Consider the following 23,002-nt stretch of genomic DNA (forward strand, 5'->3'; position numbering starts at 1 on the left):
GCGAAGCGGCGCAGGGGGGACTTACTTCACAGCGGCGATGCGCTGCATCAGGTCCTGGAACTTCGCTCCGTACTTGGCGCGCACCGGCTCGGTGGCGTCGTAGAAGGGCTTGTTGTCGATGTTGATGAACTCGACGCCGGCGGCCTTGAGCTTGGCCGAGTACTCCTCCACGCTCTTGTCCCAGAGCTGGCGCTGCTCCAGCTGGGCCTCGCGGGCCAGCTTCTTCACCAGGGCCTGGTCGGCCGGGCTGAGCTTGTCCCAGGCCACCTTGGACATCACCAGGATCTCGGGAATGATCAGGTGGTTGGTCTGGCTGTAGTACTTGGCCGGCGTGTTGTAGTGGTTGGCGGTGAAGTAGCTCGGCGGGTTGTTCTCGGCGCCGTCGATCACGCCGGTCTGCAGCGAGGTGAAGACCTCGCCGTAGGCCATGGCAATGCCGTTGCCGCCCATGGCGTTCATGGTGTCCACGAACAGCGGGTTGCCCATCATGCGGACCTTCTGGCCCTTGAGGTCGGCGGGTGTGCGCACCGGCTTCTTGGTGTAGAGGCTGCGCGCGCCGCCGTCCATCCAGCCCAGGCCGACCAGGCGCGCCGGGCTGGCGGTCACCTTGGCCAGCAGCTCGTCGCCCACGGCGCCGTCGATCACGGCGCGCATGTGCTTGATGTCGCGGAACACGAAGGGCATGTTGAACACGTCCACCTCGGGCACCACCGGGCCGATCACGCCCAGCGAGATGCGGGCCATCTGGATCGCGCCCAGCTGCACCTGCTCCACGGCTTCTTTTTCCTGGCCCAGCACGGCGCCGGGGAACATCTGCACCTTGATGCGGCCTTGCGTGGCGGCTTCGAGCTTCTTGCCCATGTTCTCGACGGCGACCACGGTGGGATAGCCGGCGGGGTGGGTGTCGTGCGACTTCAGCACGGTCTGGGCCTGTGCGGTCAGGGGCAGCAGGGCGGCCAGCACCATGCTGGCGATCAGTCGGCGTTGCAGTTTCATCAAAGTCTCCGTTGTGGTGGTTGGGTTGAGGTGAAGAAAACCGTGCCGGCGCGTTGGTGGGTTCAGGGGACGCAGCGCGGCTCGTCCAGGCCCCTCACGCCCGGACGCAGTGCAAAAACGCCGCCGGCCAGGGGCTGATCGGTCAGATCACCGCCGGGCCGGATGGACGTGACGAACAGGGTGTCGAGCCCGGCGCCGCCGAAGGCGCACATGGCCGGCTTCTTCACCGGCACCGGCAGCGAGCGGTCGAGCCGGCCGTCGGGGGTGAAGCGGTGCACCAGGCCGGCGTCGTTGCCGCAGATCCAGTAGCAGCCGTCGGCGTCCACCGCCGCGCCGTCGGGGCGGCCGGGCAGGGGCTTGAAGTCGATGAACACGCGGCGGTCGTGCGGTGTGCCGGTGCCGGTGTCGTAGTCGAAGGCCCAGACGGTCTGCACGTCGGGGTGCGAGTCCGAGAGGTACATGGTCCGGCCGTCGGGGCTGAAGGCCATGCCGTTGGGGGTGATGAAGCCGTCCAGCAGTTCGTGCAGCCGCGTCCCGTCGAGGCCGTAGAGGCTGCCCGAGGCGCGCGCGAGCGACATGTCCATCACCATGGTGCCGGCGCGCAGGCGGCCCTGGCGATCGCAGCGGCCGTCGTTGAAGCGCATGCCGGCCTCGGGCTGGTCGATGCGGGTGATCCACGCGCAGTCCACCGTGCCGTCGGTCTGCGGCGTCAGGCGCGCAACGCCGGTTTCCATGGCCGCGATCCACTGGCCGTGGGGCAGGGCCTCGCTGCCGGCCGCCAGCGCGATGCAGCCGGTCTGCTCGGGCGTGGGCCACTGCAGCGCGCGGCCGCTGGCGACGCTCCAGCACCAGAGCTGCTTGCCAGGAATGTCCACCCACCACAGGCACTGGCGCGCAGCGTCCCAGACGGGGCTCTCGCCCACGCCGTTGCGGGCGTCCAGCAGCAGCTCGGCTTGATCGCTCATGGCGCGCACTCAGGCTTTCTTGAAGGGGTCCGCCTTGACGAAACCACCGCCCTGGTAAATGGCGACCGGGTCGTTCAGGTCGGGCGCGGGGGTGCGTGCGAACACCGCGTCGCGGAACACGTCCGAGCTGTCCTGCGGCACGTAGCCGATGTGCTTCGCGCGGCTGTTGTCCCACCAGGTCACGGCGTTGTCCGACATGCCGAACACGATGCTGTGGCCCAGCACCGGGGTGGACAGGCAGGCGCTGATCAGGCGGTGCAGGTCGTCGAAGCTCAGCCAGGTGGCCAGCATGCGGCGGTCCTTCGGCTCGGGGAAGGAGGAGCCGATGCGCACGCAGGCGGTCTCGATGCCGTAGCGGTCGAAATAGAAGCGCGAGAAGTCCTCGCCGAAGGCCTTGCTCACGCCGTAGTAGCTGTCGGGGCGGGCCGGGTGGTCGGCGGTGATGGTCTCGCTCTGCTTGTAGAAGCCGGTGACGTGGTTGGAGCTGGCGAACACCACGCGCTTGACGCCGTGCCGGCGCGCCGATTCATAGAGGTGGTAGACGCCCAGGATGTTGGCCTGCAGGATGGCCTCGAACGGCGCCTCCACCGAAATGCCGCCCAGGTGCACGATGGCGTCGCAGCCGGCCACGGCGGCGTCCACCGCCGCCGCATCGGCCAGGTCGGCCAGGACGATCTCTTCGCCGGCTTGCGCCTCGCCCAGTCCCGTCTTGTCAGACAACCTGAGGACCTCGCAGTTCGCGAGCAGCCGGGAACGCAGGGCGGTGCCCAGGCCGCCGGCGGCGCCGGTCAGCAGTATGCGGTGGTGTGTTTTCCTAGGGTTAACCATGATATTGGGTGCTTTTCCCGATTCGGTTGCACAGAACAGCAGGCCTTTGCTACAGTTCAACCGTGTCAGGAATGTCAGTTGTGTGTTGTCAGACAAGTGGGCGCCATTTTGAAAATCCGCGCCCCGGCTGTCAAGGAAAAAACCATGGACCTCGTGAAAACCCTAGGTGAGGAGATCCCCGCCGTAGCCGCCGCTCCCGCGCGCATGCGCCGGCCCCGCGGCCTGGTGCCCGAAATCGTGGCCTCGCTGGAGGCCGACATCCGCGAGGGGCGGCTGGTCCCGGGCCAGAAGCTGCCGAGCGAGTCGGAGCTGGTGGGTCGCTTCGACGTCAGCCGCACCGTCGTGCGCGAGGCCATCTCGCGCCTGCAGGCCTCTGGCATGGTCGAGACGCGCCACGGCATCGGCACCTTCGTGAACGAGCCGCGCGCCGTCGAACCGAACTTCCGCATCGCGCCCGAAGACGTGGCGACCGCCGCCGACGTGATCGAGCTGCTGGAGCTGCGGATCAGCCTGGAGAGCGAGGCGGCCGCGCTGGCGGCGCAGCGGCGCTCGCCCGAGAGCCTCTCTGCCATGGCGGCGGCGCTGGCCTCGTTCAACGTCGCCATCCACGCCGACTCCGACGCCGTGCCGTCCGACTTCCATTTCCATGTGGAGGTGGCGCGCGCCACCGGCAACCGGCACTTCGCCGAGCTGATGACCTACCTGGGCACCATGATCATCCCGCGCACCCGGCTCAAGACCGCGGCCAGCGCCCCCGAGGGCCGGCTGCCGTATCTGGAACGCGTGCATCACGAACACGAAAACATCCTCGACGCCATCCGGCGCCAGGACCCCGAGGCCGCGCGCGCCGCCATGCGCACCCACCTCTCCAACAGCCGCGAGCGCCTGCGCCGCGCACAACCCGAAGCCTGAACGAACCCATGAGCACCCTGCAATCCTTCAACGCCCGCACCGGCGAAGCCCACGGCGCCGCCCTGGCCCCGTCCACCGAACAGGACATCGACCGCGCCGCCACCGACGCGCACGCGGCCTTCGGCGACTGGGCCCGCAGCAGCGGCGAACAGCGCGCGGCCCTGCTGCGCGCGCTGGCCGACGGCCTGGAGGCCGAGCGCGAGCAGCTGGTCGCCTGTGCCGACCTGGAAACCGCGCTGGGCCCGGTGCGCCTGAACGGTGAACTCGACCGCACCACCTTCCAGCTGCGCCGCTTCGCCGACATCGCGCAGCGCGGCGTTCCGTTCGAATCGCTGGACGACCCCGCCGTCGCCGGTGGCCCGCCCGCCGGGCACCCGGCCATGGTGCGCCAGCGCATGCCGCTGGGCCCGGTGGCCATGTTCGCGGCCAGCAACTTCCCGTTCGCCTTCTCGGTGCTGGGGGGCGACACCGCCTCGGCGCTGGCCGCTGGCTGCCCGGTGGTCGTCAAGGCACACCCCGGTCACCCGGTCCTGTCGCAGCAGGTGTTCGCCATCATCCAGCGCGTGCTCAAAGCGCAGGGGCTGCCCGCCGGCCTGATCGGCCTGGTGCAGGGCGCAGGCGTCGAGGTCGGTGTCGGCCTGATCCGCCACCCGCTGATCGCCGCCGGCGCCTTCACCGGCTCCACCCGCGGCGGCGCCGCGCTGCAGGCCGAGGCCAACGCGCGCCCGCGCCCCATCCCGTTCTACGGCGAACTCGGCTCCATCAACCCGCTGATCGCGCTGCCCGCCGCCCTGGCCGCCAAGGGCGCCGAGCTGGCGACCACACTGGCCGGCTCCATCACCCTGGGCTGCGGCCAGTTCTGCACCAACCCCGGCCTGCTGGTGCTGGTGGACGGGCCCGAGACCGAGGCCTTCATCCCGCAACTGGTCGAGGCGCTGGCCAGGCAGCAGCCCCACCCCATGCTGACCGCCGGCATGCGCAAGGCCTTCGACGCCGGCATCAAAGGCTTCATGGACGCGGGCGCGCGGTCGCTGCTGCAGGGCCAGGGCGTGGCGCCCGCGCCCGGCCCGCAGCTGCTGCAGGTGAGCGCGCAGCGCTTCATCGAGCGCCACGAACTGCGCGAAGAGGTGTTCGGCCCCAGCAGCCTGATCGTGCGCTGCGCCAGCCTGGCCGAGGTGAACGCCGTGCTCGCCGCCGTCGGCGGCAGCCTGACCGTGACGGTCTGGGGGGCCGATGAAGACACGGCCGACAACCGCGCCATCGTGCGCAGCGCCACGCAGATCGCCGGCCGCGTGCTGTTCGCGGGCGTGCCCACGGGTGTCGCCGTGACGGCCGCGCAGCAGCACGGCGGCCCCTGGCCATCGAGCACCGCGCCGATGACCACCTCGGTCGGTGACGCCGCGCTGGAGCGCTTCCTGCGCCCGGTGTGTTTGCAGGATGCACCGGCCTGGCTGCTGGCGCGCGGCGGCGTGCCGTGCTGAGCGGTACCGGCCTCCCCACCAGCGTTTTCAGCCGCCCGCGTTACCTCATCCTGCTGGCCACCCTGTGCTGCCTGCTCTGGGGCAGCGCCTACCCGGCCATCAAGGGCGGTTACGCGCTGCTGGGCATCGCGCGCAGCGACACGGCGGCGCAGCTCGTGTTCGCGGGCTGGCGCTTCCTGCTCGCGGGCGCCCTGCTGCTGGTCATGGCGCAGCTGACGGGCCGGCGCGTCTGGGCCCTGGCGCCCGTGCAGTGGGCCCAGCTGGGCCTGCTGGGGCTGGCGCAGACGGCGCTGCAGTACGTGTTCTTCTATGTCGGGCTGGCGAACACCACCGGCGTGAAGGGCTCCATCCTGAACGCCACCGGCACCTTCTTTTCCGTGCTGCTGGCGCACTTCCTCTACGCCAACGACCGGCTGAGCCGGCGCAAGGCCCTGGGCTGCGCGGTGGGCTTCGCGGGCGTGATGGTGGTCAACCTGCGCGGCACGCAGGGGCTGGACGCGGAATTCACCCTGCTGGGCGAAGGCTTCATCGTCATCGCCGCCTTCGTGCTCTCGGCCGCCAGCATCTACGGCAAGCGCCTGTCGCAGCGCATCGACCCGATGGTGATGACCGGCTGGCAGCTGGGCATCGGCGGGCTGGTGCTGCTGCTCGGTGGTCTGGCCGGTGGCGGCGACATCCGCGGCTGGAGCGCCGGCTCGCTGGCCCTGCTGGGCTACATGGCCGTGCTGTCGGCTGTGGCGTTCACGCTCTGGGCCGCGCTGCTCAAGCACAACCGCGTCGGCCAGGTGACGGTGTTCAACTTCCTGATCCCGGTGTTCGGCGCGCTGCTCTCGGCCCTGTTCCTCGGTGAGGCGGTGCTGGAGTGGCGCAACCTGGCCGCGCTGGTGATGGTGTGCGGGGGGATCTGGCTGGTGACGACGGAGGCTCAGGCGCCCCGGCCCGTTTCCTCCAGCACATAAGCCACCAGCCGCTCCCCCGCCGGCCCCAGGCCTTCAACGGGCCGCAGCACGCCCAGCGGCTCGAAGGGCAGGTCCAGCGGCACCGGCAGCAGCTTCAGCTGACCGCGCTCCACCCAGGGCCGCACCACGCTGTAGGGCACCAGCGCCAGCAGGGGCTGGGTGTCCAGCAGGGTCCAGGTCAGGGGCGAGATGCGGGTGACGATCTGGCAGGTGCGTGGCGGCCAGCCCTGCTGCTGCAGCAGCTGTTCGTAGCGGTCGCGCGCGGCGCTGCCCATGGCGTTGGGCAGCCAGGTGGCGTGTTCCAGATCGGCCAGCGCCAGCCGCTTGCGCCGCGCCAGCGGGTGCTGCAGGCCACAGGCCACCACGAAACGGTCGTCCTGGCAAGGCTCGAAGCGCCAGCCCTGCGGCACCACGGCGGGCTGGCGGCAGAACACCAGGTCGGCCGAGCCGGTGTCGATGGAGGCCGACACCGCCAGGATGTCCACCTCGTTCACCAGCACCTGCACCTGCGGCTGCGCCGCCAGGAAACCCGGCAGCACCTGCGCCAGCAGGCCGTTGGCGCCAGCGGCGGTGGTGGCCACGCGCACCGTGCCCTGCTGGTGGTCGAGCCGGCTGGCCACCAGCTCGGCGCTTTCCTCCAGCCGGCCCAGCATCTGGCGCACCAGCGGCAGCAGCTCGCGCGCCAGCGGCGTGGGCGTGACGCCGCGCGCGTGGCGCACGAACAGCGGCGCTTCCATGAGCCGCTCCAGGTCGGCCAGCAGCAGCGTCACGGCTGGCTGCGTCATGCCCATGGCCTGGGCCGCGCGGTTCACATTGCCCAGCTCGGCCAGCCGGGCCAGGGCCTGCAGGTGGCGCACCCGCACCTTGGCCAGCAGGCGGTTGAGCACCACCGAGGAGCGCAGCGTCATGTGATTCGGATTGCTGATTGAAGGGCCACAAATTTTATTGGTTGCTTATGGCGGGGCGACCTAGCATGCGCCCTCATCACAACCACAACGGAGACACCGCATGCCTTCCACCCCCAACCGCCGCCAGACCCTGCAGTGGCTGGGCGCCAGCGCCGCTGGTATCGCGCTGCCCCTGCCCGCCGCGTTCGCGCAGGCCTTTCCCAGCAAGCCGGTGCGCGTGCTGGTGGGCGCCGCCCCGGGCGGCCCGGCCGACTTCATGGGCCGCGCCTTCAGCGACGCCGCCTCGCCCGCGCTGGGGCAGCCCTTCGTGGTGGACAACAAGCCCGGCGCCACCGGCACCATCGCCGCTGGCATGGCCGCCAAGGCCCCGGCCGACGGCCACACCCTGCTGATCGGCGCGCCCGGTGCCATCGTCGTGGCGCCCCACCTGATCGCCAAGCTCGACTACGACGCCGACAAGGATTTCACCCCGATCACCATGCTGGGCGCGGGCGCTTTTGTGCTGGTGGTGCACCCCTCGGTACCGGCCAACAACCTGGCCGAGCTCATCGCCCACGCCAAGGCCAAGCCCGGCGCGCTCAACTACGGCTCGGGCGGCAACGGTTCATCGGGCCAGCTGTGCAGCGAGTCCTTTGCGACCCGCGCCGGGGTCGACCTGACGCACGTGCCCTACAAGGGCGACGGCCCGGCCGTCAACGACCTGCTGGCCGGCCAGATCCAGCTCATGTTCACCGCGCCCAACGTGGCCATGCCGCACATCAAGTCCGGCAGGCTCAAGGCCATCGCCGTCACCTCGCACGAGCGCATGGGCGCGCTGCCCGAGGTGCCCTCGGTGCACGAGGCGCTGCCGGACTTCGAGTACCTGGGCTGGATCGTGCTGTTCGCACCCGCCGCCACGCCCGCGCCGGTGGTCGACGCGCTGGCCGCCTTCTGGGCACAGGCGCGCAACCAGTCCGCCATCAAGAGCAAGCTCGAGGGCCTGGGCATGTACCCGCCGGCGCGCTACGCCAGCCGCGAGGCGGTGGTCGGCATGCTGCGCGCCGAGAAGACGCGCACCGCCCAGCTGGTGAAGAAGCTGGGCATCACCCCCACCTGAACCGGAGCCCGATCCGCATGACCGACACCGCAAGCCCCGAGGCCCCCACCACCCTGCGCGTGGCGCGCCTGCCCAGCGGCGTGGAACTGGCCCACGACGTGGCCGGGCAGGGCCACCCGCTGGTGTTCATCCACGGCGTGATGGGCGACTGGCGCTCCTGGGACCCACAGTGGCCGGCCTTCACGGCGCGCTTTCGCTGCGCGCGCTACAGCCGCCGCTACAACCACCCGAACCGCAACACCATGGCCTCGCCGGACCACTCGGCGCTGCAGGAGGCCGAGGACCTGCTCGGACTGCTGGACCACCTGGGCTGGGAGCGCGCCATCTTGGTCGGCAGTTCCTACGGTTCCTTCGTGGCGCTGGCCCTGGCCCTGCAGCACCCGCAGCGCTGCGTGGCGCTGGCGCTGTCCGAGCCGCCCATGATGAAGTACGCGCAGCACAGCGCGGCCGGCCGCGAGGCCGAGGCGCGTTTTCGCACCGAGGTCATCGAACCCGCCAACGCGGCCTTCCGCCGCGGCGACGACGAGGCCGGCGCGCGCATCATGACCGGCGGCATCAACGGCCAGGGCATGGCCACGCTCACGCCCGAGGCCATGCAGCGGCGGCTGCAGAACATCGGCGCCATGAAGACGCTGGCGCTCTCCAGCGACGAGTTCCCCTGGCTGCCGCCCGAGCGGCTGGCCGCGCTGCCGATGCCGGTGCTGCTGATGGCGGGTGAACGCACGCCGCCCATCCACGCCGAGATCTTCCGCAACGTCTGCGCCGCCATGCCGCAGGCCGAGCGGGCGCTGATCAATGGAGCGGGCCACGGCACCTCGCGCGACAATCCGGCCGCCTTCAACGCCCACGTGCTTCACTTCCTGGACCGCCATGCCCACCCGTTCGCCCACCCTCGCAGCACCGCCCGCGCCTGAGGCCCGCATCGCCTGGGAGGCGCAGGTCGACATCGGTGAGCGCCAGAGCCTGGGCCATGGCCCGCGGGGCGAGCGCTTCATCGTGCCCATCCTGGGCGGCCGCTTCGAAGGCCCGCGCCTGCGCGGCACCGTGCTGCCTGGCGGCGCCGACCGCCAGCTGCTGCGCGCCGACGGCGTGAAGGAGCTGGATGCGCTGTACGAACTGCAGACCGACGACGGCGCCGTCATCACCGTGCGCAACCGCGTGCTCATCGACGAGAGCGCCACCCCCGGGCGCTACGCGCGCAGCGTGCTGCAGCTCAGCGCGCCCGCCGGGCCGCACGACTGGCTCAACCGCCGCGTCTTCGTGGGCACCCTGCACAGCCTGCGCCCGGCGCGTGCGGCGGTGTGCATCCGCGTGTACGAACTGGCCTGAGCCCGCGTACGCCACCCGGCGTACAGACGCTTTTCAGGGTCTTCCCTAGCATCCGTCCGACACCACCACAAAGCCCTTCGAGGCCTTGGCGGTGGCGAAAGTCAGACCCACCAACGGATGTTTTTGAACCCTGGAGAAGCGCCATGCAACAACGTCAGAACTCGCGTCGATTCACCCTCAAAGCCCTGACGGTCGCGACCGCCCTGGGCGCCTTCGGCCTTACGGCCCACGCCGCCGACACCATCAAGGTCGGCATCCTGCACAGCCTCTCGGGCACGATGGCGATTTCGGAGACCGTGCTCAAGGACGTGGCCCTGATGACCATCGACGAGATCAACGCCAAGGGCGGCGTGCTGGGCAAGAAGCTCGAGCCCGTGGTGGTGGACCCGGCGTCCAACTGGCCGCTGTTCGCCGAAAAGGCCAAGCAGCTGATCGACCAGGACAAGGTGGCCGCCGTGTTCGGCTGCTGGACCTCGGTCTCGCGCAAGTCGGTGCTGCCGGTGTTCGAAGAGAAGAACAGCCTGCTGTTCTACCCGGTGCAGTACGAAGGCGAGGAGCTGTCCAAGAACGTGTTCTACACCGGCGCCGCGCCCAACCAGCAGGCCATCCCCGCGGTGGAGTACCTGATGAGCAAGGACGGTGGCTCGGCCAAGCGCTGGGTGCTGCTGGGCACCGACTACGTGTACCCGCGCACCACCAACAAGATCCTGCGCGCCTTCCTGAAGTCCAAGGGCGTGAAGGACGAGGACATCATGGAGGAGTACACCCCCTTCGGTCACTCCGACTACCAGACCATCATTGCCAACATCAAGAAGTTCGCGTCCGCCGGCAAGAAGACGGCCGTGGTCTCCACCATCAACGGCGACTCCAACGTGCCGTTCTACAAGGAACTCGGCAACGCCGGCCTGTCCGCCAAGGATGTGCCCGTGGTGGCCTTCTCGGTGGGTGAAGAAGAGCTGCGCGGTGTCGACACCAAGCCGCTGGTGGGCCACCTGGCCGCCTGGAACTACTTCATGAGCATCAAGAACCCGGCCAACGCCGAGTTCGTGAAGAAGTGGAGCGCGTACGCCAAGGCCAAGAACATCGCCGGCCACAAGGACAAGCCGCTGACCAACGACCCGATGGAAGCCACCTACATCGGCATCAACATGTGGGCGCAGGCCGTCGAGAAGGCCAAGTCCACCGACACCGACAAGGTCATCGCCGCCATGGCCGGCCAGACCTTCAAGGCACCGGGCGGCTTCACCAGCACGATGGACAAGGAAAACCACCACCTGCACAAGCCGGTGTTCATCGGCGAAGTGAAGGCCGACGGCCAGTTCAACGTGGTGTGGAAGACCCCGGGTCCGGTCGTGGCCGATCCGTGGAGCGACTACATCGCCGAGAACAAGGGCAAGAAGAACGTTCCCGAGAAGAAGTAAGCGGGGGTCCTGATGCGCTGGCTGCGTTTCTTTCTTGCGTTGTTGTGCCTGATCGGCGCAGCCAGTGCCCATGCCCTCACCCCGGCCGACGCCCTGGCGCTGGCCGTGGGCGACAGCGACGACCGCATCGCCGCCATCAACCGGCTGGCGGCCAAACCCGACGAGCGCACGCTCGCGCTGCTGCAGGCGCTGGGCAACGGCGCGGTCAAGGTGCAGGGTGAGCAGGTGCTGCTGATTGCCGACGACGGCAGTGCGACCGACGCCGTGACCGGCGCCGCGGTCACCCTGGCCGACGAGGCCGAAGATTCCATGGTCAACAACCGGCTGCGCGGCGCACTCGAAGCCGCGCTGTCGGTGCGCGACCTGTTCGGCAGCGATGCGCCCGCCCAGCAGGCTGCCGCGGAACTGCTGCAGAAGGCTGCGTTCGACGAACCCGACGCCGCGCAGCTGCCCCTGGTGGACAAGGCCCTGGCGAACACCGCCCTCGATGCGAAGGCGCGCACCAGCCTGGAGCGGGCGCGCGCCGCCCTGCAGCTGGCCAGCGACGACGAGGCGCAGCGCCTGGCCGCCGCGCAGGCGCTGGGCGGCATGGGCGACCCGGCGCTCAAGCCCCTGCTGGCCGCCCGGCTGGAGGCCGAGGAGAGCGCCACGGTCAAGACTGCGTTGGGCGCCGCGATGTCCGCGCTCGACCGCTCGCTGGCGATCAGCAGCGGCCTCTCGCAGGCCTTCACCGGCATCAGCCTGGGCAGCATCCTGCTGCTGGCCGCGCTGGGCCTGGCCATCACCTACGGCCTGATGGGCGTGATCAACATGGCCCACGGCGAGCTGATCATGATCGGCGCCTACGCCACCTGGCTGGTGCAGGCCTTCTTCAAGAGCGCGCTGCCCGACTGGTTCGACTGGTACCTGCTGGCCGCCATGCCGGTGGCCTTCACCGCCTCGGCCCTGGTGGGCGCGGCCATGGAGCGCAGCGTGATCCGCTTTCTCTATGGCCGGCCGCTGGAGACGCTGCTGGCCACCTGGGGCATTTCGCTGGTGCTGATGCAGGGCGTGCGCAGCCTGTTCGGCGCGCAGAACGTGGGTGTGGAAAACCCGAGCTGGATGAGCGGCAGCGTCACGCTGCTGGGCAACCTCACGCTGCCCTGGAACCGCATCCTCATCATCGCCTTCGCGGCCGCGGTGCTGATCGGTGTGACGCTGCTGATCTCGAAAACGCGCCTGGGCCTGTTCGTGCGCGGCGTGACGCAGAACCGCCCGATCGCATCCTGCATGGGCGTGAACACCGCGCGCATCGACACCTATGCGTTTGCCCTGGGTTCAGGCATCGCGGGCCTGGCCGGCTGCGCGCTGAGCCAGATCGGCAACGTCGGCCCCGACCTGGGCCAGAGCTACATCGTCGACAGCTTCATGGTGGTGGTGCTGGGTGGCGTGGGCCAGCTGGCCGGCACGGTCTACGCGGCGCTGGGCCTGGGCCTGCTGAACAAGTTCCTCGAAGGCTGGGCCGGCGCCGTGCTGGCCAAGATCGCGGTGCTCGTTTTCATCATCGTCTTCATTCAGAAACGTCCGCAAGGCATCTTTGCATTCAAGGGTCGCGAGGCATGAAGAACATGGCCCACCCCCATCGCTTCGCTCCGCCCCTCAAGGGGCAGCGCCTGCGGCCCGGCAAAGCCGGTTCCACGGCGCTCTCGACCATTCACTTCGTTCGCGAGGCTAGCCCTCTATGACCGCTGCTTCTGTATATCTTCCTGCCCCCGGCCCGCTGCTCACGCGCGGGGCCTTCAGCGGCGTGATGGTCGCGCTGCTGGTGGTCTGCGCCGTGGCGCCCGCGCTCAACCTGTGGGTGCCCGAGGACAGCGCGTTCCACCTCTCGGACTACATGGTCGGCCTGCTGGGCAAGATCATGTGCTACGCCATCTGCGCGCTGGCCATGGACCTGATCTGGGGCTACACCGGCATCCTCTCGCTGGGCCACGGCCTGTTCTTCGCGCTCGGCGGCTACGTGATGGGCATGTACCTGATGCGACAGATCGGCCGCGACGGCAACTACGGCAGCGACCTGCCGGACTTCATGGTGTTCCTGGACTGGAAGGAACTGCCCTGGCACTGGGCGCTGTCCGACAGCTTCATCGCCACGCTGCTGCTGATCGTGCTGGTGCCGGGCCTGGTGGCCTTCGTGTTCGGCTACTTCGCCTTCCGCTCGCGCATCAAGGGCGTGTACTTCTCCATCATCACGCAGGCCCTGACCTTCGCCGCGCTGCTGCTGTTCTTCCGCAACGAGACCGGCATGGGCGGCAACAACGGCTTCACCGATTTCAAGCGCATCCTCGGCATGCCGATTGCCACGCAGGAGATGCGCATGACGCTGTTCGTCATCACCGGCCTGACGCTGCTGGGCTTTTATGTGTTCGCGCGCTGGCTGGTGGCCAGCAAGTTCGGCCGCGTGCTGCAGGCCATCCGCGACGCCGAGAGCCGCGTCATGTTCTGTGGCTACAACCCGCTGCCCTACAAGCTCACCATCTGGACCATCTCGGCCGTGATGTGCGGCATTGCCGGGGCGCTCTATGTGCCGCAGGTGGGCATCATCAACCCGGGCGAGATGAGCACCGCGGCCAGCATCGAGATTGCGGTGTGGACGGCGGTCGGTGGCCGCGCCACCCTGGTCGGCCCCATCGTCGGTGCCTTCCTGGTCAACGGCGCCAAGAGCTGGCTGACCGTGGCCTTCCCCGAGTTCTGGCTCTACTTCCTGGGCGTGCTGTTCATCGCGGTGACGCTGTGGATGCCGCAGGGCGTGGTGGGGCTGGTGAAGAAGCTGCGGGGAGGCAAGGCATGACGCCGGATCTGATGGAAGCGGGCGCGCAGCGCTACGAGAAACTGCACACCGCGGCCTTGCAAGGACAGACCGAATCGGGCGGCCGCAGCGCGGGGTATGGCCGCGTTGCGAAGGCGGGCGAGGTGGACACCACGCACGGACGCATCCTCTACCTCGAAGACGTGCACGTGTCCTTCGACGGCTTCAAGGCCATCAACGGCCTGAACCTGGACATCGCGCCCGGCGAGCTGCGCTGCATCATCGGCCCCAACGGCGCCGGCAAGACCACGATGATGGACATCATCACCGGCAAGACCCGGCCCGACAGCGGGACGGTGTTCTTCGGCAGCACCATCGACCTGCTGCGCTACCGTGAACCCGAGATCGCCGCACTGGGCATCGGCCGCAAGTTCCAGAAGCCCACGGTGTTCGAACAGCTTTCCGTGTTCGAGAACCTCGAACTCGCGCTGGCCACCGACAAGCGGGTGGGCCACAGCATGGTGTTCTCGCTCACGGGCGAGGAGAAGGACCGCCTCGCCGAAGTGCTGGGCACCATCCACCTGGCCGACAGCGCGCGCCGACAGGCCGGCCTGCTCAGCCACGGCCAGAAGCAGTGGCTGGAGATCGGCATGCTGCTGATGCAGGACCCCAGGCTGCTGCTGCTGGACGAACCGGTGGCCGGCATGACCGACGAGGAGACCGCGCGCACGGCGGAGCTGTTCCTCTCGCTCAAGGGCAAACACTCGCTGATGGTGGTGGAGCACGACATGAGCTTCATCCGCGCCATCTCCGAGAAGGTCACGGTGCTGTGCGACGGCTCGGTGCTGGCCGAGGGCACGCTCGACGAGGTGCAAGCCGACGAGCGCGTGATCGAAGTCTATTTGGGCCGCTGAGGAACCCGCCATGAGCCTTCTCGAAGTCAAGGACGTCAACCAGTACTACGGTGGCAGCCACATCCTGCGCAACGTCAGCCTCACGGCCGAGCTGGGCCAGGTGACGGTGGTGCTGGGCCGCAACGGCGTGGGCAAGACCACGCTGCTCAAATCGCTCATGGGCCTGGTGCCGATCAAGAGCGGCGCCATCACCTTCGACGGCAAGGCCATCGACAAGGCCACGCCCTACGAACGGGCCCGTGCCGGCATCGGCTTCGTGCCCCAGGGACGCGAGATCTTCGGCCGCCTGACGGTGCAGGAGAACTTGCAGATGGGGCTGGCCTACAAATCCGGCGGCACGCCCATCCCGGCCGAGCTGTTCGAGCTGTTCCCGGTGCTCAAGCAGATGCTGGGACGGCGCGGCGGCGACCTCTCGGGCGGGCAGCAGCAGCAGCTGGCGATTGCGCGTGCGCTGGCCGCGGGCCCCAAGCTGCTGGTTCTCGATGAACCTACCGAGGGCATCCAGCCGAACATCATCAAGGACATCGGCAAGGTCATCCGCATGCTGGCCGACCGCGGCAACATGGCCATCGTGCTGGTGGAGCAGTACTACGACTTCGCCGAAGAACTGGCCGACCGGTACGTGGTGATGGAGCGCGGCGAGGTGATCGCCAGCGGTCCTGGCAGCGAGATGCAGGCGAAGAACATCCGTCAGCTGGTGGCGATCTAGGCCCCCACGCTCCGCCGCTGCGCCGGATCGTCAGGCCCCGACAGCGTTCACGTTGGCCAGCAGGCCTTCGTTCTTCTGGGGCGGCTTGTAGCCCGACGACAGGGACATGCCGCCCGCCGCACGGCCGGTGTGCGCCTGTTCGCCCAGGCCGGCGTGGATGTCGGTGGTGCGGTAGCGCTCGCGCATGGCCTGCGCCTTCTGGTGCAGTTCCTCGTGGTCGGGGATGCGCGCCTCGTAGCGCTGCAGCACCAGGTGGGCCGACTCGATGATCTTGGCGTTGAGCGTCTGCTCACCGTCGTTCAGCAGCTTGACCACCGCGGCCTGCGGATCGCCCTTGAGGCTCAGGGACATGGCCTCTTCGGTCTGCTTGAGGATGTGGGCGTGGCCGCTGCGCACGCGGTTGATGAAGTCCTGGCGGCCCGTGGCGGCGCAGACCAGCAGCTCGGTGAGCGCCCTGCTGGTGCAGAAGCGCAGCGCCATGGTGTCCACCGCGGCGTCGACTTCGTAGAGCTGGATCGAGCGCATCGCCAGCCGCGTCATCAGCGCCAGCAGGTTGCAGGCCGACTCGACATCGAACGCCGGCTGGTGGATGGTCTTGGCCATGCGCCGCACGTCGTCCAGCGCCTGCGCGGTCTGGTAGTCCTGGATCGCGACCAGCGCCTCGATCACCTCCAGCAGCCGCAGCGGGCGCGGGTTGTCGGGGTACCGGTCACGGATGCGTTCCATCTGCTCGCGGCAGCGCTGCAGGCCCTTGTGTTCGGCGTTGTCCAGGCGGGCGAACGCGAGCAGCACCAGGGCCTGGGGGTCGTAGAGCTTGGAGTCCAGGCCGAGGCGGGTAGCGCGGTCGAGCATCTCGATCCCTTCCTCGCGTTCGCCGGCGTACCAGGCCATCATGCCGTGCTTGAGCAGCCGGTTGACCGACGAGGGCGTGAGCATGGTGGAGCGCTTGAAGGTGGCGAGCGCGGCCTGGAAGTTGCCCAGCTCGAACTGGGCGCGGCCCATGATGTCGTAGGCGTCGGTGTAGCCCGGGTCGGTCTCGATCAGGCTCTCCAGCGTGGTCACGGCGCGCTGCTGGAAGCCGCCCTCGACCTGCGCACGGGCCACGCCCAGCCTGGCCCAGGGCAGCGTCTTGGCCGCGATGACGGCCTCGTAGAACATCTCGGCCTCGTGCAGGTGGCCGCCGCGCAGCATCAGCTCGGCCCCGATGCGGGCCGCGTAGAGGTAGTAGGGCTTGCGCTGCTCGAAGTGCGCCTTGCACATCTGCGCGGCCTCGTCGAACCGCTGTTCGTCGATGGCGGTGAAGATGTGCCGGAGCGCGTCCTTGCGGTCGCGCGCCTGCACGATGCGCTCCACCAGGCCCGCGGCCGTGTGGGGTTTGAGCAGGTAGGCGTCCAGGGCCGATTCGGCGGCCTCCGCCACCTTGCTGTACGAGGCTTCGGACGTCACCATCACGAACACCGTGTAGAACGGCAGCAGCTGGTTGCGGCGCAGGTCGTCCAGCAGTTCCTGCCCGGTGGTGGCCTCGCGGTCGAAATACTGCTCGCAGATCACGACGTCGAAGGGCCAGGTCTCCAGCTTGGTGCGGGCGTCCGCGACGCGCGGGCACTGCACGATGGTTCCCACGCCGGCGTCCCGCAGCTGCCCGACGATGATCGACCGCGACAGCGGGTTGCCGTCGATGACGAGCGCTTTGGCGTCATGGAGCGGGGCGGACATGGTGGACGGGTGCGGGAGGCGCGGCCGGGATGGTGATGGTCGTGGTGGATCCTGCCCCGATTCTGTGCAGGCAGGCCCAGGCCCGATCGGCCGAACAACGCCGCAAAACCCGGGCAGTTCGACGGAGGATCAGACCCGCCAGATGCGGGGGGCGTCGCCCGGCAGGCCCCAGGCCGCCGGGCGCAGCGCCGCCCAGACGGCCTGCAGGCCAGCCATCAGCGGCTCGACCAGCGGCGCCACGGCCCGCACCTCCAGCACCCGGTCGTTGGGGCAGGTGGTGCCGGCCACCACCCCGGCCGGGGCTTGTTGCAGGGCTTCGCGCGCCACCTCCAGCAGGTGCTCGCGCCGCTCGCGTGCCAGCGGGCTGCCGGTGGCGAACACCAGCGTGCCCAGGCAGCGGTGGCCGCCCAGACCGAGGGGTGAGTCCAGCAGGCGCCGGTCGTGCGCGGCGATGCGCGCCTGCTCCAGCCAGCAGCCGGGAATCTCCAGCCGCTGCCGGAACTCGCCCTGCTCGTAGGGCTGGGCCGCACCGGGCAGGCCCAGCGCGGTGACGTCCCAGGCCATCAACTCGGCGCCCTCGGCCAGGGTGGCACTCCAGCGGTTGTCGGCCCGGCAGCCGGGGTAGGCAATGGTTTCCAGCGGCAGCCACTCCAGCCGCGCGCCCGCGTCCAGCTGCAGCCGCACCTGTTGTGTGGCGAAGGCCTCGTCGCTGGCGTAGAAGCGGGTGGCGCCCGGGGTGCTGACCAGGGCATGGGCGCCGGCGCCGACCTGCACGCCGATGTCCAGCACGTCCCCGCCGACCAGACCGCCCGGCGGGTGCACGATCACGTTGTGGCAGACCGCGTCGCCCTCGGGGTAGAGGCTCTTGAAGATGCGCAGCGGGCCGTCGTGCGAGTGCTGCAGGACGGTGCGTTCACCTTGTCGCTGGTAGTCGAGGGAAAGACGGGCGTGCCAGGGCATCGGGCGAGTGTAGGCGGTGCTTCAGCGGGTTTCGCCGCCGGGCCGCCCCAAGGCGAAACAGCCCCCCTGGGGGGCAGCGACCCGCGCAGCGGTGGAGCGTGGGGGCGTTATTTCTTCCAGAAGTCGCGGTGCGGCGCCACCATCTCGGCTTCCAGCGCCGGGATCGGGCCGATGACCTCGATGGCTTTCTGCCCGCGCGCGATCAGCTCGCGGCAGGGCAGGGCGAGCGTGGGGTTCTCGGCGTGGTTGCCGGTGAGCGCGAGCAGGGCCTCTTCGCTGGCGCCGTAGACGATGCGGCCGATGTTGGCCCAGTAGACGGTGCCGGCGCACATGGCGCAGGGCTCGAAGGTGGTCACCAGGGTGCAGCCCGAGAGGAAGCCGGCCGGGTAGTTGAGCGAGGCCGTGCGCGCCAGCGTGGCCTCGGCGTGGTGCACGGTGTCGATGTTGCCCTGCTCGGCCAGCACCGTCTCGCCGTCGGGCGCCACCAGCAGCGCACCGAAGGGGTGGCGGCCCATCTGCATCGCGCGCAGGGCCACGTCGTTGGCGCGGCGCAGGTGCCGCGCGATCTGGTCGTCGTTCATCAGCCTTGCGATCCTCTGTGGGCCCAGCCGGTGGTGTGCTTCTCGATGAAGCTGAACAGCTCGTACATCACCATGGCCATGATGCCGACCACCAGCAGGCCGCTGAACGCCAGGCCCATCTGCATCGAGCTGCCGGCCGAGATCAGCAGGTAGCCGATGCCTTCGTTGGCGGCGGTCATCTCCGACACCGTGGTACCGACGAAGGCGAGCGTGATGGCGACCTTGAGCGAGCCGTAGAAGTAGGGCATGGAGCGTGGCAGGCCCACCTTGACCAGCACGTCCCAGCGCCGGGCACCGAGCACCCGCAGCACGTCTTCCAGCTCGGGCTCCAGCGTGGCCAGGCCGGTGGCGATGTTGACCATGATGGGGAAGAAGCTGATGAGGAAGGCCGTGAGGATGGCCGGCCCCGCGCCGATGCCGAACCACACCACCAGGATGGGCACGAAGGCCGCCTTGGGCAGGGCGTTGAAGGCCGTCATCAGCGGATAGACCGCCGCGTAGGCGATGCGCGACGAACCGATCAGGAAGCCGAGCAGCACGCCCACCACGATGGCGATGGCGAACCCGGCCATGGTGACCCAGAAGGTGCGCCAGGCGTGGCCCAGGATCACCTCCTTGAACTCCACCGTCTGTTCCCAGATGCGCGAGGGGCTGGGGAAGATGAACTCCGAGACCTGGAAGCCGCTGCAGATCACTTCCCAGATCACGATGATCGCGACCAGCAGCAGAAAAGGCGACCAGCGCTCCATCTGTTTCTTGTTCATGCGATGGCTTTCACTGGTTGATCGCGGCGCCTGCTTTTCGCATGGCTCCAATGTGGCCGCGCAGCTCGTGCACGATGTCGGTGAACTCGGGCGTGTAGGTCACTTCCAGGTCGCGCGTGCGCGGGATCGGGATCTCGCGCTGCACCACGAAGCGGCCCGGGCTTTTGCTCATGCAGTACACCGTGTCGGCCAGGAACACGCTCTCGCGCAGGTCGTGCGTGACCAGGATGACGTTGAACTGCTGCGCTTCCCACAGGTCGCGCAGCGTGCACCAGAGCTCTTCGCGGGTGAAGGCGTCGAGCGCGCCAAAGGGCTCGTCCAGCAGCAGCATCTTGGGCTCGTGAATGAGCGCGCGGCAGATGCTGGCGCGCTGCTGCATGCCACCCGAGAGTTCCCACGGAAACTTCTTTTCCATGCCGCCCAGGCCCACGCTGGCCAGCAGCTTCTTCGCCCGCTCCTCGAACTCCTTGCGCCGGTCCTTGAACTGGTGCCGGAAGGGTTCGACGATCTCCAGCGGCAGCAGCACGTTGTCCAGCGTCGTGCGCCAAGGCAGCAGGCTCGGCGCCTGGAAGGCCATGCCCGAAATTTTCAGCGGGCCGTTGACGGGCTGGCCGTCGATGGTGATCTTGCCCATGCTGGGCATCTTCAGCCCGGTGGTGAGCTTCATGAAGGTGGACTTGCCACAGCCCGAAGGCCCGACGATGGCGATGAACTCGCCTTGCCGCACCTTCAGGTTGATGTCCTCGACGGCGAAGATGTTCTTCGCCAGCAGGTCGTCGTTGTAGGCCAGCCAGACCCCGTCGAAGTGGACGAAGGCCTGGTCGGCCCCGGAGGGCGCAGCGGGCATCACTTCTTGGCCGGGGGCAGCACGTTGAGTTCGGCCGCCGACGGCAGCATGGAACCGTTCCACACCTGCGCCACGTCGACGCGGTTCTTGGTGCCGTAGGCGTCGGACACCTGCGAGGCCATCAGCGCCATGCGGCCGGGCACGATCTGGCCGAAGCCTTCCTTGCGCGCATCGGGACTGGCGATCACCGAGTCCACCGCCAGCTGCAGGCGGCGGGTTTCCAGGGCCACGTTGATGATGCCGTCGCGTGCCTTGACGGTCTCGATGGTGGCGGCCGGGTTGGCCATGACTTCCTTGGCGCCCTTGGCGAAGGCCGCGAGGAATGCCTTGACCGCGGCCGGGTTCTCCTTGATCAGCTTGGGGCTGGCGATCACCACGTTGCCGTACAGCTTCACGCCATGGTCGGCATAGGGCAGGATGACCACGTCCTCGGTCTTCACACCGCGCGCTTCCAGGTTGAGCAGCGAGGTGAAGGAGAAGCCGGTGATGGCGTCGATGTCGCCGCGCACCAGCATGGTTTCGCGCAGCGGCGGGTCCATCGAGGTCCAGGCCACATTGCCGACGCCGTTGGCCTTCTGGAAGATCGGGAAGGCCTTGCGGCCGGCGTCGAACACCGGGGCGCCGAGCTTCTTGCCATTGAGGTCGGAGGGCTTGGTGATGCCGCTCTTCTTGAGCGCCAGCACCGCGGCGGGCGTGTTGTTGTAGACCATCATCACGGCCACCGGCTTGTTGGGCGCGTCCGGGTTGTTGGCGTGGAATTCCATCAGCGCGGCCATGTCGGCAAAACCCATGTCGTAGGTGCCCGAGGCCACTCGGGTGACGGTGCCGCCGGAGCCGTTGCCGGCGTCGATGGTGACGTTCAGGCCGGCGGCCTTGTAGTAGCCCTTGGCCTCCGACTGCAGGAACAGCGCGGCGGGGCCTTCGAAGCGCCAGTCGAGCTGGAACTTGATGGGCGTCTGGGCGGAGGCGCTGCCGAAGGCGGCTGCGGCGGCCAGGGCGGCGGTGAGCTTGAGAAGGTGGCGTTTGTTCATGGCGAGGGTCTCCGTCGGGGTGGGGCGCTCAGGGATGCGGAAGGGTGCTGAAAGCGGGTCAGCAATTTCGATGCCAGGCGCGGGCGCAGCCTGTGCATTGAACACAGAAGGTGTATACAGATTCTTGGGGCTCCCGCTGGAGGCGTCATCCTGACTAACCCTGTGTTGGTGCGGCGTGCACAAAAAAGGGGCCCCGTGTGGGGCCCCTGCGGAGCTTGGGGGACGTGAATCCAGCGCTGGAGCGTGGGGCCTGGTTCAGTGCGCCTCGGCCTGTTTCGCCGCGTGGATGGCGGCGGCTTCATCGGCCTTGCCGCCGTTGAAGAACAGGTTCAGCAGCACGGCACTGATCGAGGCCAGCAGGATGCCCGACTCGATCAGCGGGTGGATGGCGTGCGGCATCCACTGCGAGTACTTGGGCGCGATCAGCGGGATCATGCCCACGCCGATGGAAATCGCCACGATCAGGGCGTTGTTGCGCTGGGTCTTGAAGTCCACGCCACCCAGGATGCGGATGCCGGTGGCCGCCACCATGCCGAACATCACCAGACCCGCACCGCCCAGCACCACGGTGGGCAGCGACTCCACCAGCGCCGCCATCTTGGGCAGCAGGCCCAGCACCAGCAGGATGACGCCGGCGGCCACGCAGACGAAGCGGCTCTTGACGCCGGTGACCGCGACCAGGCCCACGTTCTGCGAGAAGCTGGTGTAGGGGAAGGTGTTGAAGATGCCGCCGATGAGGGTGCCCAGGCCGTCGGTGCGCAGACCGCGGGCCAGCGCCGGCTGGTCGATCTTGCGGTCCGTCATCTCGCCCAGGGCCAGGAACATGCCGGTGGATTCGATCATCACCACGATCATCACCAGCGTCATGGTCAGCACCATGACCGGGTCGAAGATGGGGATGCCGAAGTGGAAGGGCAGCACCACGTCCACCCACTTGGCCTGGCCGACCTTGTCGAAATGCATCATGCCCATCATCGTCGCCATGACCCCGCCGACCACGATGCCGATCAGCACCGAGATGTTGGCCAGGAAGCCTTTGGCAAACCGGGCCACCAGCAGGATGGTGGCCAGCACCACGGCCGACACCGCGATGCCCGGCAGGGCGGCGTAGCGCGGGTTGGGCTCGGTGGGTGCCAGGGTCAGGCCCTGCGGCACAGGCGGGTAGCCGGGGGTGCCGGCGGCCGCGGCGCTGCGCAGCGTGCTCAGCCACTCGCTGTGCTCCGGCGGCACCACCGACGGCGCGGTGGGGCCCACCGGGTTGCCGAAGATCCAGTTGATGCCCACGCGCATCAGGTTGATGCCGATGACGGCGATGATGGTGCCGGTGACCACCGGCGGAAAGAAGCGCAGCAGGCGGCTGACCATCGGCGCGATCACGATGGAGATGACCCCCGCGCCGATGATGGCGCCGAACAGCATGCGCGCGCCGTCGGTGCCGGGGGTGGTGTTGGCGATGGCCACCATGGGGCCGACGGCGGCGAAGGTCACGCCCATCATCACGGGCAGCTTGATGCCGAACCACTGCGTGACGCCCAGCGCCTGGATCAGCGTGGCGATGCCGCAGCAGAACAGGTCGGCCGAGATCAGCATGGCCACCTCCTGCGGGCTGAGCTTGAGGGCCCGGCCGACGATCAGCGGAACCGCGACCGCGCCCGCGTACATCACCAGCACATGTTGCAGGCCCAGCGCGGTCAGCTTGCTGCCGGGCAGTTGTTCGTCCACGGGGTGCACCGTTGTTGACATGGCATCTCCTTTTGCATGCAAAACTGTATACACATTATGTGTACCCGTATCTGG

Annotated in this window: 22 protein-coding genes; 11 read left to right on the forward strand and 11 right to left on the reverse strand. The window is 68.7% G+C overall.

Translation table 11 applies throughout. The features are described 5' to 3' along the window. Positions 1 to 21: 21 nt before the first annotated feature. The 3 genes from HPS01S_RS20340 to HPS01S_RS20350 all read right to left on the reverse strand — a co-directional run bounded on the left by HPS01S_RS20340 (position 22) and on the right by HPS01S_RS20350 (position 2,789). Positions 22 to 996, reverse strand: a complete 975-nt coding sequence (locus tag HPS01S_RS20340) for a TRAP transporter substrate-binding protein (RefSeq protein WP_066160616.1) — start codon at positions 994 to 996, stop codon at positions 22 to 24. 62 nt (positions 997 to 1,058) lie between these two features. Further along, positions 1,059 to 1,961, reverse strand: coding sequence for an SMP-30/gluconolactonase/LRE family protein (locus tag HPS01S_RS20345; protein ID WP_066160692.1), 903 nt, complete (start codon positions 1,959 to 1,961; stop codon positions 1,059 to 1,061). 9 nt (positions 1,962 to 1,970) lie between these two features. Then, positions 1,971 to 2,789, reverse strand: a complete 819-nt coding sequence (locus tag HPS01S_RS20350) for an NAD-dependent epimerase/dehydratase family protein (RefSeq protein ID WP_066160620.1) — start codon at positions 2,787 to 2,789, stop codon at positions 1,971 to 1,973. A gap of 144 nt (positions 2,790 to 2,933) precedes the next feature. Between HPS01S_RS20350 and HPS01S_RS20355 the strand changes: the two genes are divergently transcribed. The 3 genes from HPS01S_RS20355 to HPS01S_RS20365 are packed head-to-tail and all read left to right on the forward strand — an operon-like array spanning position 2,934 to position 6,141. Then, complete coding sequence (locus HPS01S_RS20355) at positions 2,934 to 3,701, forward strand: FadR/GntR family transcriptional regulator (RefSeq protein ID WP_066160622.1); 768 nt, start codon at positions 2,934 to 2,936, stop codon at positions 3,699 to 3,701. An 8-nt stretch (positions 3,702 to 3,709) separates the two neighbouring features. Then, positions 3,710 to 5,182, forward strand: coding sequence for an aldehyde dehydrogenase (NADP(+)) (locus tag HPS01S_RS20360; RefSeq protein ID WP_066160626.1), 1,473 nt, complete (start codon positions 3,710 to 3,712; stop codon positions 5,180 to 5,182). Beyond that, a complete protein-coding gene (locus HPS01S_RS20365) occupies positions 5,176 to 6,141 on the forward strand; it encodes a DMT family transporter (protein WP_066160695.1) in 966 nt (321 codons plus the stop codon). Before HPS01S_RS20360 ends, HPS01S_RS20365 begins: the two co-directional genes overlap by 7 nt. Here the strand turns inward: HPS01S_RS20365 and HPS01S_RS20370 are convergent. Then, on the reverse strand, positions 6,108 to 7,049 hold the full coding sequence (locus tag HPS01S_RS20370; protein ID WP_066160629.1) for a LysR family transcriptional regulator: 942 nt from the start codon (positions 7,047 to 7,049) through the stop codon (positions 6,108 to 6,110). The genes HPS01S_RS20365 and HPS01S_RS20370 overlap by 34 nt on opposite strands. A gap of 100 nt (positions 7,050 to 7,149) precedes the next feature. Between HPS01S_RS20370 and HPS01S_RS20375 the strand changes: the two genes are divergently transcribed. The 8 genes from HPS01S_RS20375 to urtE all read left to right on the forward strand — a co-directional run bounded on the left by HPS01S_RS20375 (position 7,150) and on the right by urtE (position 15,306). Then, on the forward strand, positions 7,150 to 8,145 hold the full coding sequence (locus HPS01S_RS20375; protein ID WP_066160631.1) for a Bug family tripartite tricarboxylate transporter substrate binding protein: 996 nt from the start codon (positions 7,150 to 7,152) through the stop codon (positions 8,143 to 8,145). Positions 8,146 to 8,162: 17 nt separating this feature from the next. Next, positions 8,163 to 9,059: an alpha/beta fold hydrolase gene (locus tag HPS01S_RS20380; protein WP_066160634.1), complete on the forward strand. Its 897-nt coding sequence runs from the start codon at positions 8,163 to 8,165 to the stop codon at positions 9,057 to 9,059. Then, positions 9,016 to 9,474 (forward strand): DUF3237 domain-containing protein, encoded by a 459-nt coding sequence (locus HPS01S_RS20385; protein WP_066160639.1) that lies wholly within the window; start codon positions 9,016 to 9,018, stop codon positions 9,472 to 9,474. The genes HPS01S_RS20380 and HPS01S_RS20385 overlap by 44 nt, the downstream gene beginning before the upstream one ends. A 143-nt stretch (positions 9,475 to 9,617) precedes the next feature. Further along, positions 9,618 to 10,895: an urea ABC transporter substrate-binding protein gene (gene urtA, locus HPS01S_RS20390; RefSeq protein WP_066160641.1), complete on the forward strand. Its 1,278-nt coding sequence runs from the start codon at positions 9,618 to 9,620 to the stop codon at positions 10,893 to 10,895. A gap of 12 nt (positions 10,896 to 10,907) precedes the next feature. Then, positions 10,908 to 12,497, forward strand: coding sequence for an urea ABC transporter permease subunit UrtB (gene urtB, locus HPS01S_RS20395; protein WP_066160644.1), 1,590 nt, complete (start codon positions 10,908 to 10,910; stop codon positions 12,495 to 12,497). A gap of 118 nt (positions 12,498 to 12,615) precedes the next feature. Continuing rightward, positions 12,616 to 13,725 (forward strand): urea ABC transporter permease subunit UrtC, encoded by a 1,110-nt coding sequence (urtC, locus tag HPS01S_RS20400; RefSeq protein ID WP_066160646.1) that lies wholly within the window; start codon positions 12,616 to 12,618, stop codon positions 13,723 to 13,725. After that, positions 13,722 to 14,597: an urea ABC transporter ATP-binding protein UrtD gene (gene urtD, locus HPS01S_RS20405; RefSeq protein WP_066160650.1), complete on the forward strand. Its 876-nt coding sequence runs from the start codon at positions 13,722 to 13,724 to the stop codon at positions 14,595 to 14,597. The genes urtC and urtD overlap by 4 nt, the downstream gene beginning before the upstream one ends. A gap of 10 nt (positions 14,598 to 14,607) precedes the next feature. Continuing rightward, entirely contained in the window at positions 14,608 to 15,306 is a 699-nt protein-coding gene (gene urtE / locus HPS01S_RS20410; RefSeq protein WP_066160654.1) for an urea ABC transporter ATP-binding subunit UrtE, read from the forward strand. Positions 15,307 to 15,336: 30 nt separating this feature from the next. Here urtE and HPS01S_RS20415 read toward each other — a convergent pair whose 3' ends face one another. The 7 genes from HPS01S_RS20415 to HPS01S_RS20445 form a co-directional block, all read right to left on the reverse strand. Continuing rightward, positions 15,337 to 17,022, reverse strand: coding sequence for a response regulator (locus tag HPS01S_RS20415; protein ID WP_066160657.1), 1,686 nt, complete (start codon positions 17,020 to 17,022; stop codon positions 15,337 to 15,339). 129 nt (positions 17,023 to 17,151) lie between these two features. Beyond that, the gene (locus HPS01S_RS20420; protein WP_066160660.1) at positions 17,152 to 17,982 is read right to left on the reverse strand and encodes an urease accessory protein UreD; all 831 of its coding nucleotides are present in this window, start codon (positions 17,980 to 17,982) and stop codon (positions 17,152 to 17,154) included. A 107-nt stretch (positions 17,983 to 18,089) separates the two neighbouring features. Then, positions 18,090 to 18,563 (reverse strand): nucleoside deaminase, encoded by a 474-nt coding sequence (locus tag HPS01S_RS20425; RefSeq protein WP_066160662.1) that lies wholly within the window; start codon positions 18,561 to 18,563, stop codon positions 18,090 to 18,092. Continuing rightward, positions 18,563 to 19,327 (reverse strand): ABC transporter permease, encoded by a 765-nt coding sequence (locus tag HPS01S_RS20430; protein ID WP_066160667.1) that lies wholly within the window; start codon positions 19,325 to 19,327, stop codon positions 18,563 to 18,565. Before HPS01S_RS20430 ends, HPS01S_RS20425 begins: the two co-directional genes overlap by 1 nt. A gap of 10 nt (positions 19,328 to 19,337) precedes the next feature. Next, on the reverse strand, positions 19,338 to 20,174 hold the full coding sequence (locus HPS01S_RS20435; protein WP_066160670.1) for an ABC transporter ATP-binding protein: 837 nt from the start codon (positions 20,172 to 20,174) through the stop codon (positions 19,338 to 19,340). Further along, on the reverse strand, positions 20,174 to 21,205 hold the full coding sequence (locus HPS01S_RS20440) for an ABC transporter substrate-binding protein (RefSeq protein WP_066160673.1): 1,032 nt from the start codon (positions 21,203 to 21,205) through the stop codon (positions 20,174 to 20,176). The genes HPS01S_RS20435 and HPS01S_RS20440 overlap by 1 nt, the downstream gene beginning before the upstream one ends. A 255-nt stretch (positions 21,206 to 21,460) precedes the next feature. Next, on the reverse strand, positions 21,461 to 22,948 hold the full coding sequence (locus tag HPS01S_RS20445) for a nucleobase:cation symporter-2 family protein (RefSeq protein WP_066160676.1): 1,488 nt from the start codon (positions 22,946 to 22,948) through the stop codon (positions 21,461 to 21,463). Positions 22,949 to 23,002: the final 54 nt, after the last annotated feature.

The sequence above is a fragment of the Hydrogenophaga pseudoflava NBRC 102511 genome, from assembly GCF_001592285.1.
Classification (GTDB): domain Bacteria; phylum Pseudomonadota; class Gammaproteobacteria; order Burkholderiales; family Burkholderiaceae_C; genus Hydrogenophaga; species Hydrogenophaga pseudoflava.

Excerpts from the sequence above, each read along its gene's own strand:
- HPS01S_RS20380 (WP_066160634.1), top strand. The coding sequence starts at position 8,163 with ATGACCGACACCGCAAGCCCCGAGGCCCCCACCACCCTGCGCGTGGCG.
- HPS01S_RS20350 (WP_066160620.1), bottom strand. The coding sequence starts at position 2,789 with ATGGTTAACCCTAGGAAAACACACCACCGCATACTGCTGACCGGCGCC.
- HPS01S_RS20415 (WP_066160657.1), bottom strand. The coding sequence starts at position 17,022 with ATGTCCGCCCCGCTCCATGACGCCAAAGCGCTCGTCATCGACGGCAAC.
- urtB (WP_066160644.1), top strand. The coding sequence starts at position 10,908 with ATGCGCTGGCTGCGTTTCTTTCTTGCGTTGTTGTGCCTGATCGGCGCA.
- HPS01S_RS20425 (WP_066160662.1), bottom strand. The coding sequence starts at position 18,563 with ATGAACGACGACCAGATCGCGCGGCACCTGCGCCGCGCCAACGACGTG.
- HPS01S_RS20355 (WP_066160622.1), top strand. The coding sequence starts at position 2,934 with ATGGACCTCGTGAAAACCCTAGGTGAGGAGATCCCCGCCGTAGCCGCC.
- HPS01S_RS20435 (WP_066160670.1), bottom strand. The coding sequence starts at position 20,174 with ATGCCCGCTGCGCCCTCCGGGGCCGACCAGGCCTTCGTCCACTTCGAC.
- urtC (WP_066160646.1), top strand. The coding sequence starts at position 12,616 with ATGACCGCTGCTTCTGTATATCTTCCTGCCCCCGGCCCGCTGCTCACG.
- HPS01S_RS20440 (WP_066160673.1), bottom strand. The coding sequence starts at position 21,205 with ATGAACAAACGCCACCTTCTCAAGCTCACCGCCGCCCTGGCCGCCGCA.
- urtA (WP_066160641.1), top strand. The coding sequence starts at position 9,618 with ATGCAACAACGTCAGAACTCGCGTCGATTCACCCTCAAAGCCCTGACG.
- urtD (WP_066160650.1), top strand. The coding sequence starts at position 13,722 with ATGACGCCGGATCTGATGGAAGCGGGCGCGCAGCGCTACGAGAAACTG.
- HPS01S_RS20340 (WP_066160616.1), bottom strand. The coding sequence starts at position 996 with ATGAAACTGCAACGCCGACTGATCGCCAGCATGGTGCTGGCCGCCCTG.
- HPS01S_RS20430 (WP_066160667.1), bottom strand. The coding sequence starts at position 19,327 with ATGAACAAGAAACAGATGGAGCGCTGGTCGCCTTTTCTGCTGCTGGTC.
- HPS01S_RS20420 (WP_066160660.1), bottom strand. The coding sequence starts at position 17,982 with ATGCCCTGGCACGCCCGTCTTTCCCTCGACTACCAGCGACAAGGTGAA.
- HPS01S_RS20445 (WP_066160676.1), bottom strand. The coding sequence starts at position 22,948 with ATGTCAACAACGGTGCACCCCGTGGACGAACAACTGCCCGGCAGCAAG.
- HPS01S_RS20370 (WP_066160629.1), bottom strand. The coding sequence starts at position 7,049 with ATGACGCTGCGCTCCTCGGTGGTGCTCAACCGCCTGCTGGCCAAGGTG.
- HPS01S_RS20385 (WP_066160639.1), top strand. The coding sequence starts at position 9,016 with ATGCCCACCCGTTCGCCCACCCTCGCAGCACCGCCCGCGCCTGAGGCC.
- HPS01S_RS20345 (WP_066160692.1), bottom strand. The coding sequence starts at position 1,961 with ATGAGCGATCAAGCCGAGCTGCTGCTGGACGCCCGCAACGGCGTGGGC.
- urtE (WP_066160654.1), top strand. The coding sequence starts at position 14,608 with ATGAGCCTTCTCGAAGTCAAGGACGTCAACCAGTACTACGGTGGCAGC.
- HPS01S_RS20360 (WP_066160626.1), top strand. The coding sequence starts at position 3,710 with ATGAGCACCCTGCAATCCTTCAACGCCCGCACCGGCGAAGCCCACGGC.
- HPS01S_RS20375 (WP_066160631.1), top strand. The coding sequence starts at position 7,150 with ATGCCTTCCACCCCCAACCGCCGCCAGACCCTGCAGTGGCTGGGCGCC.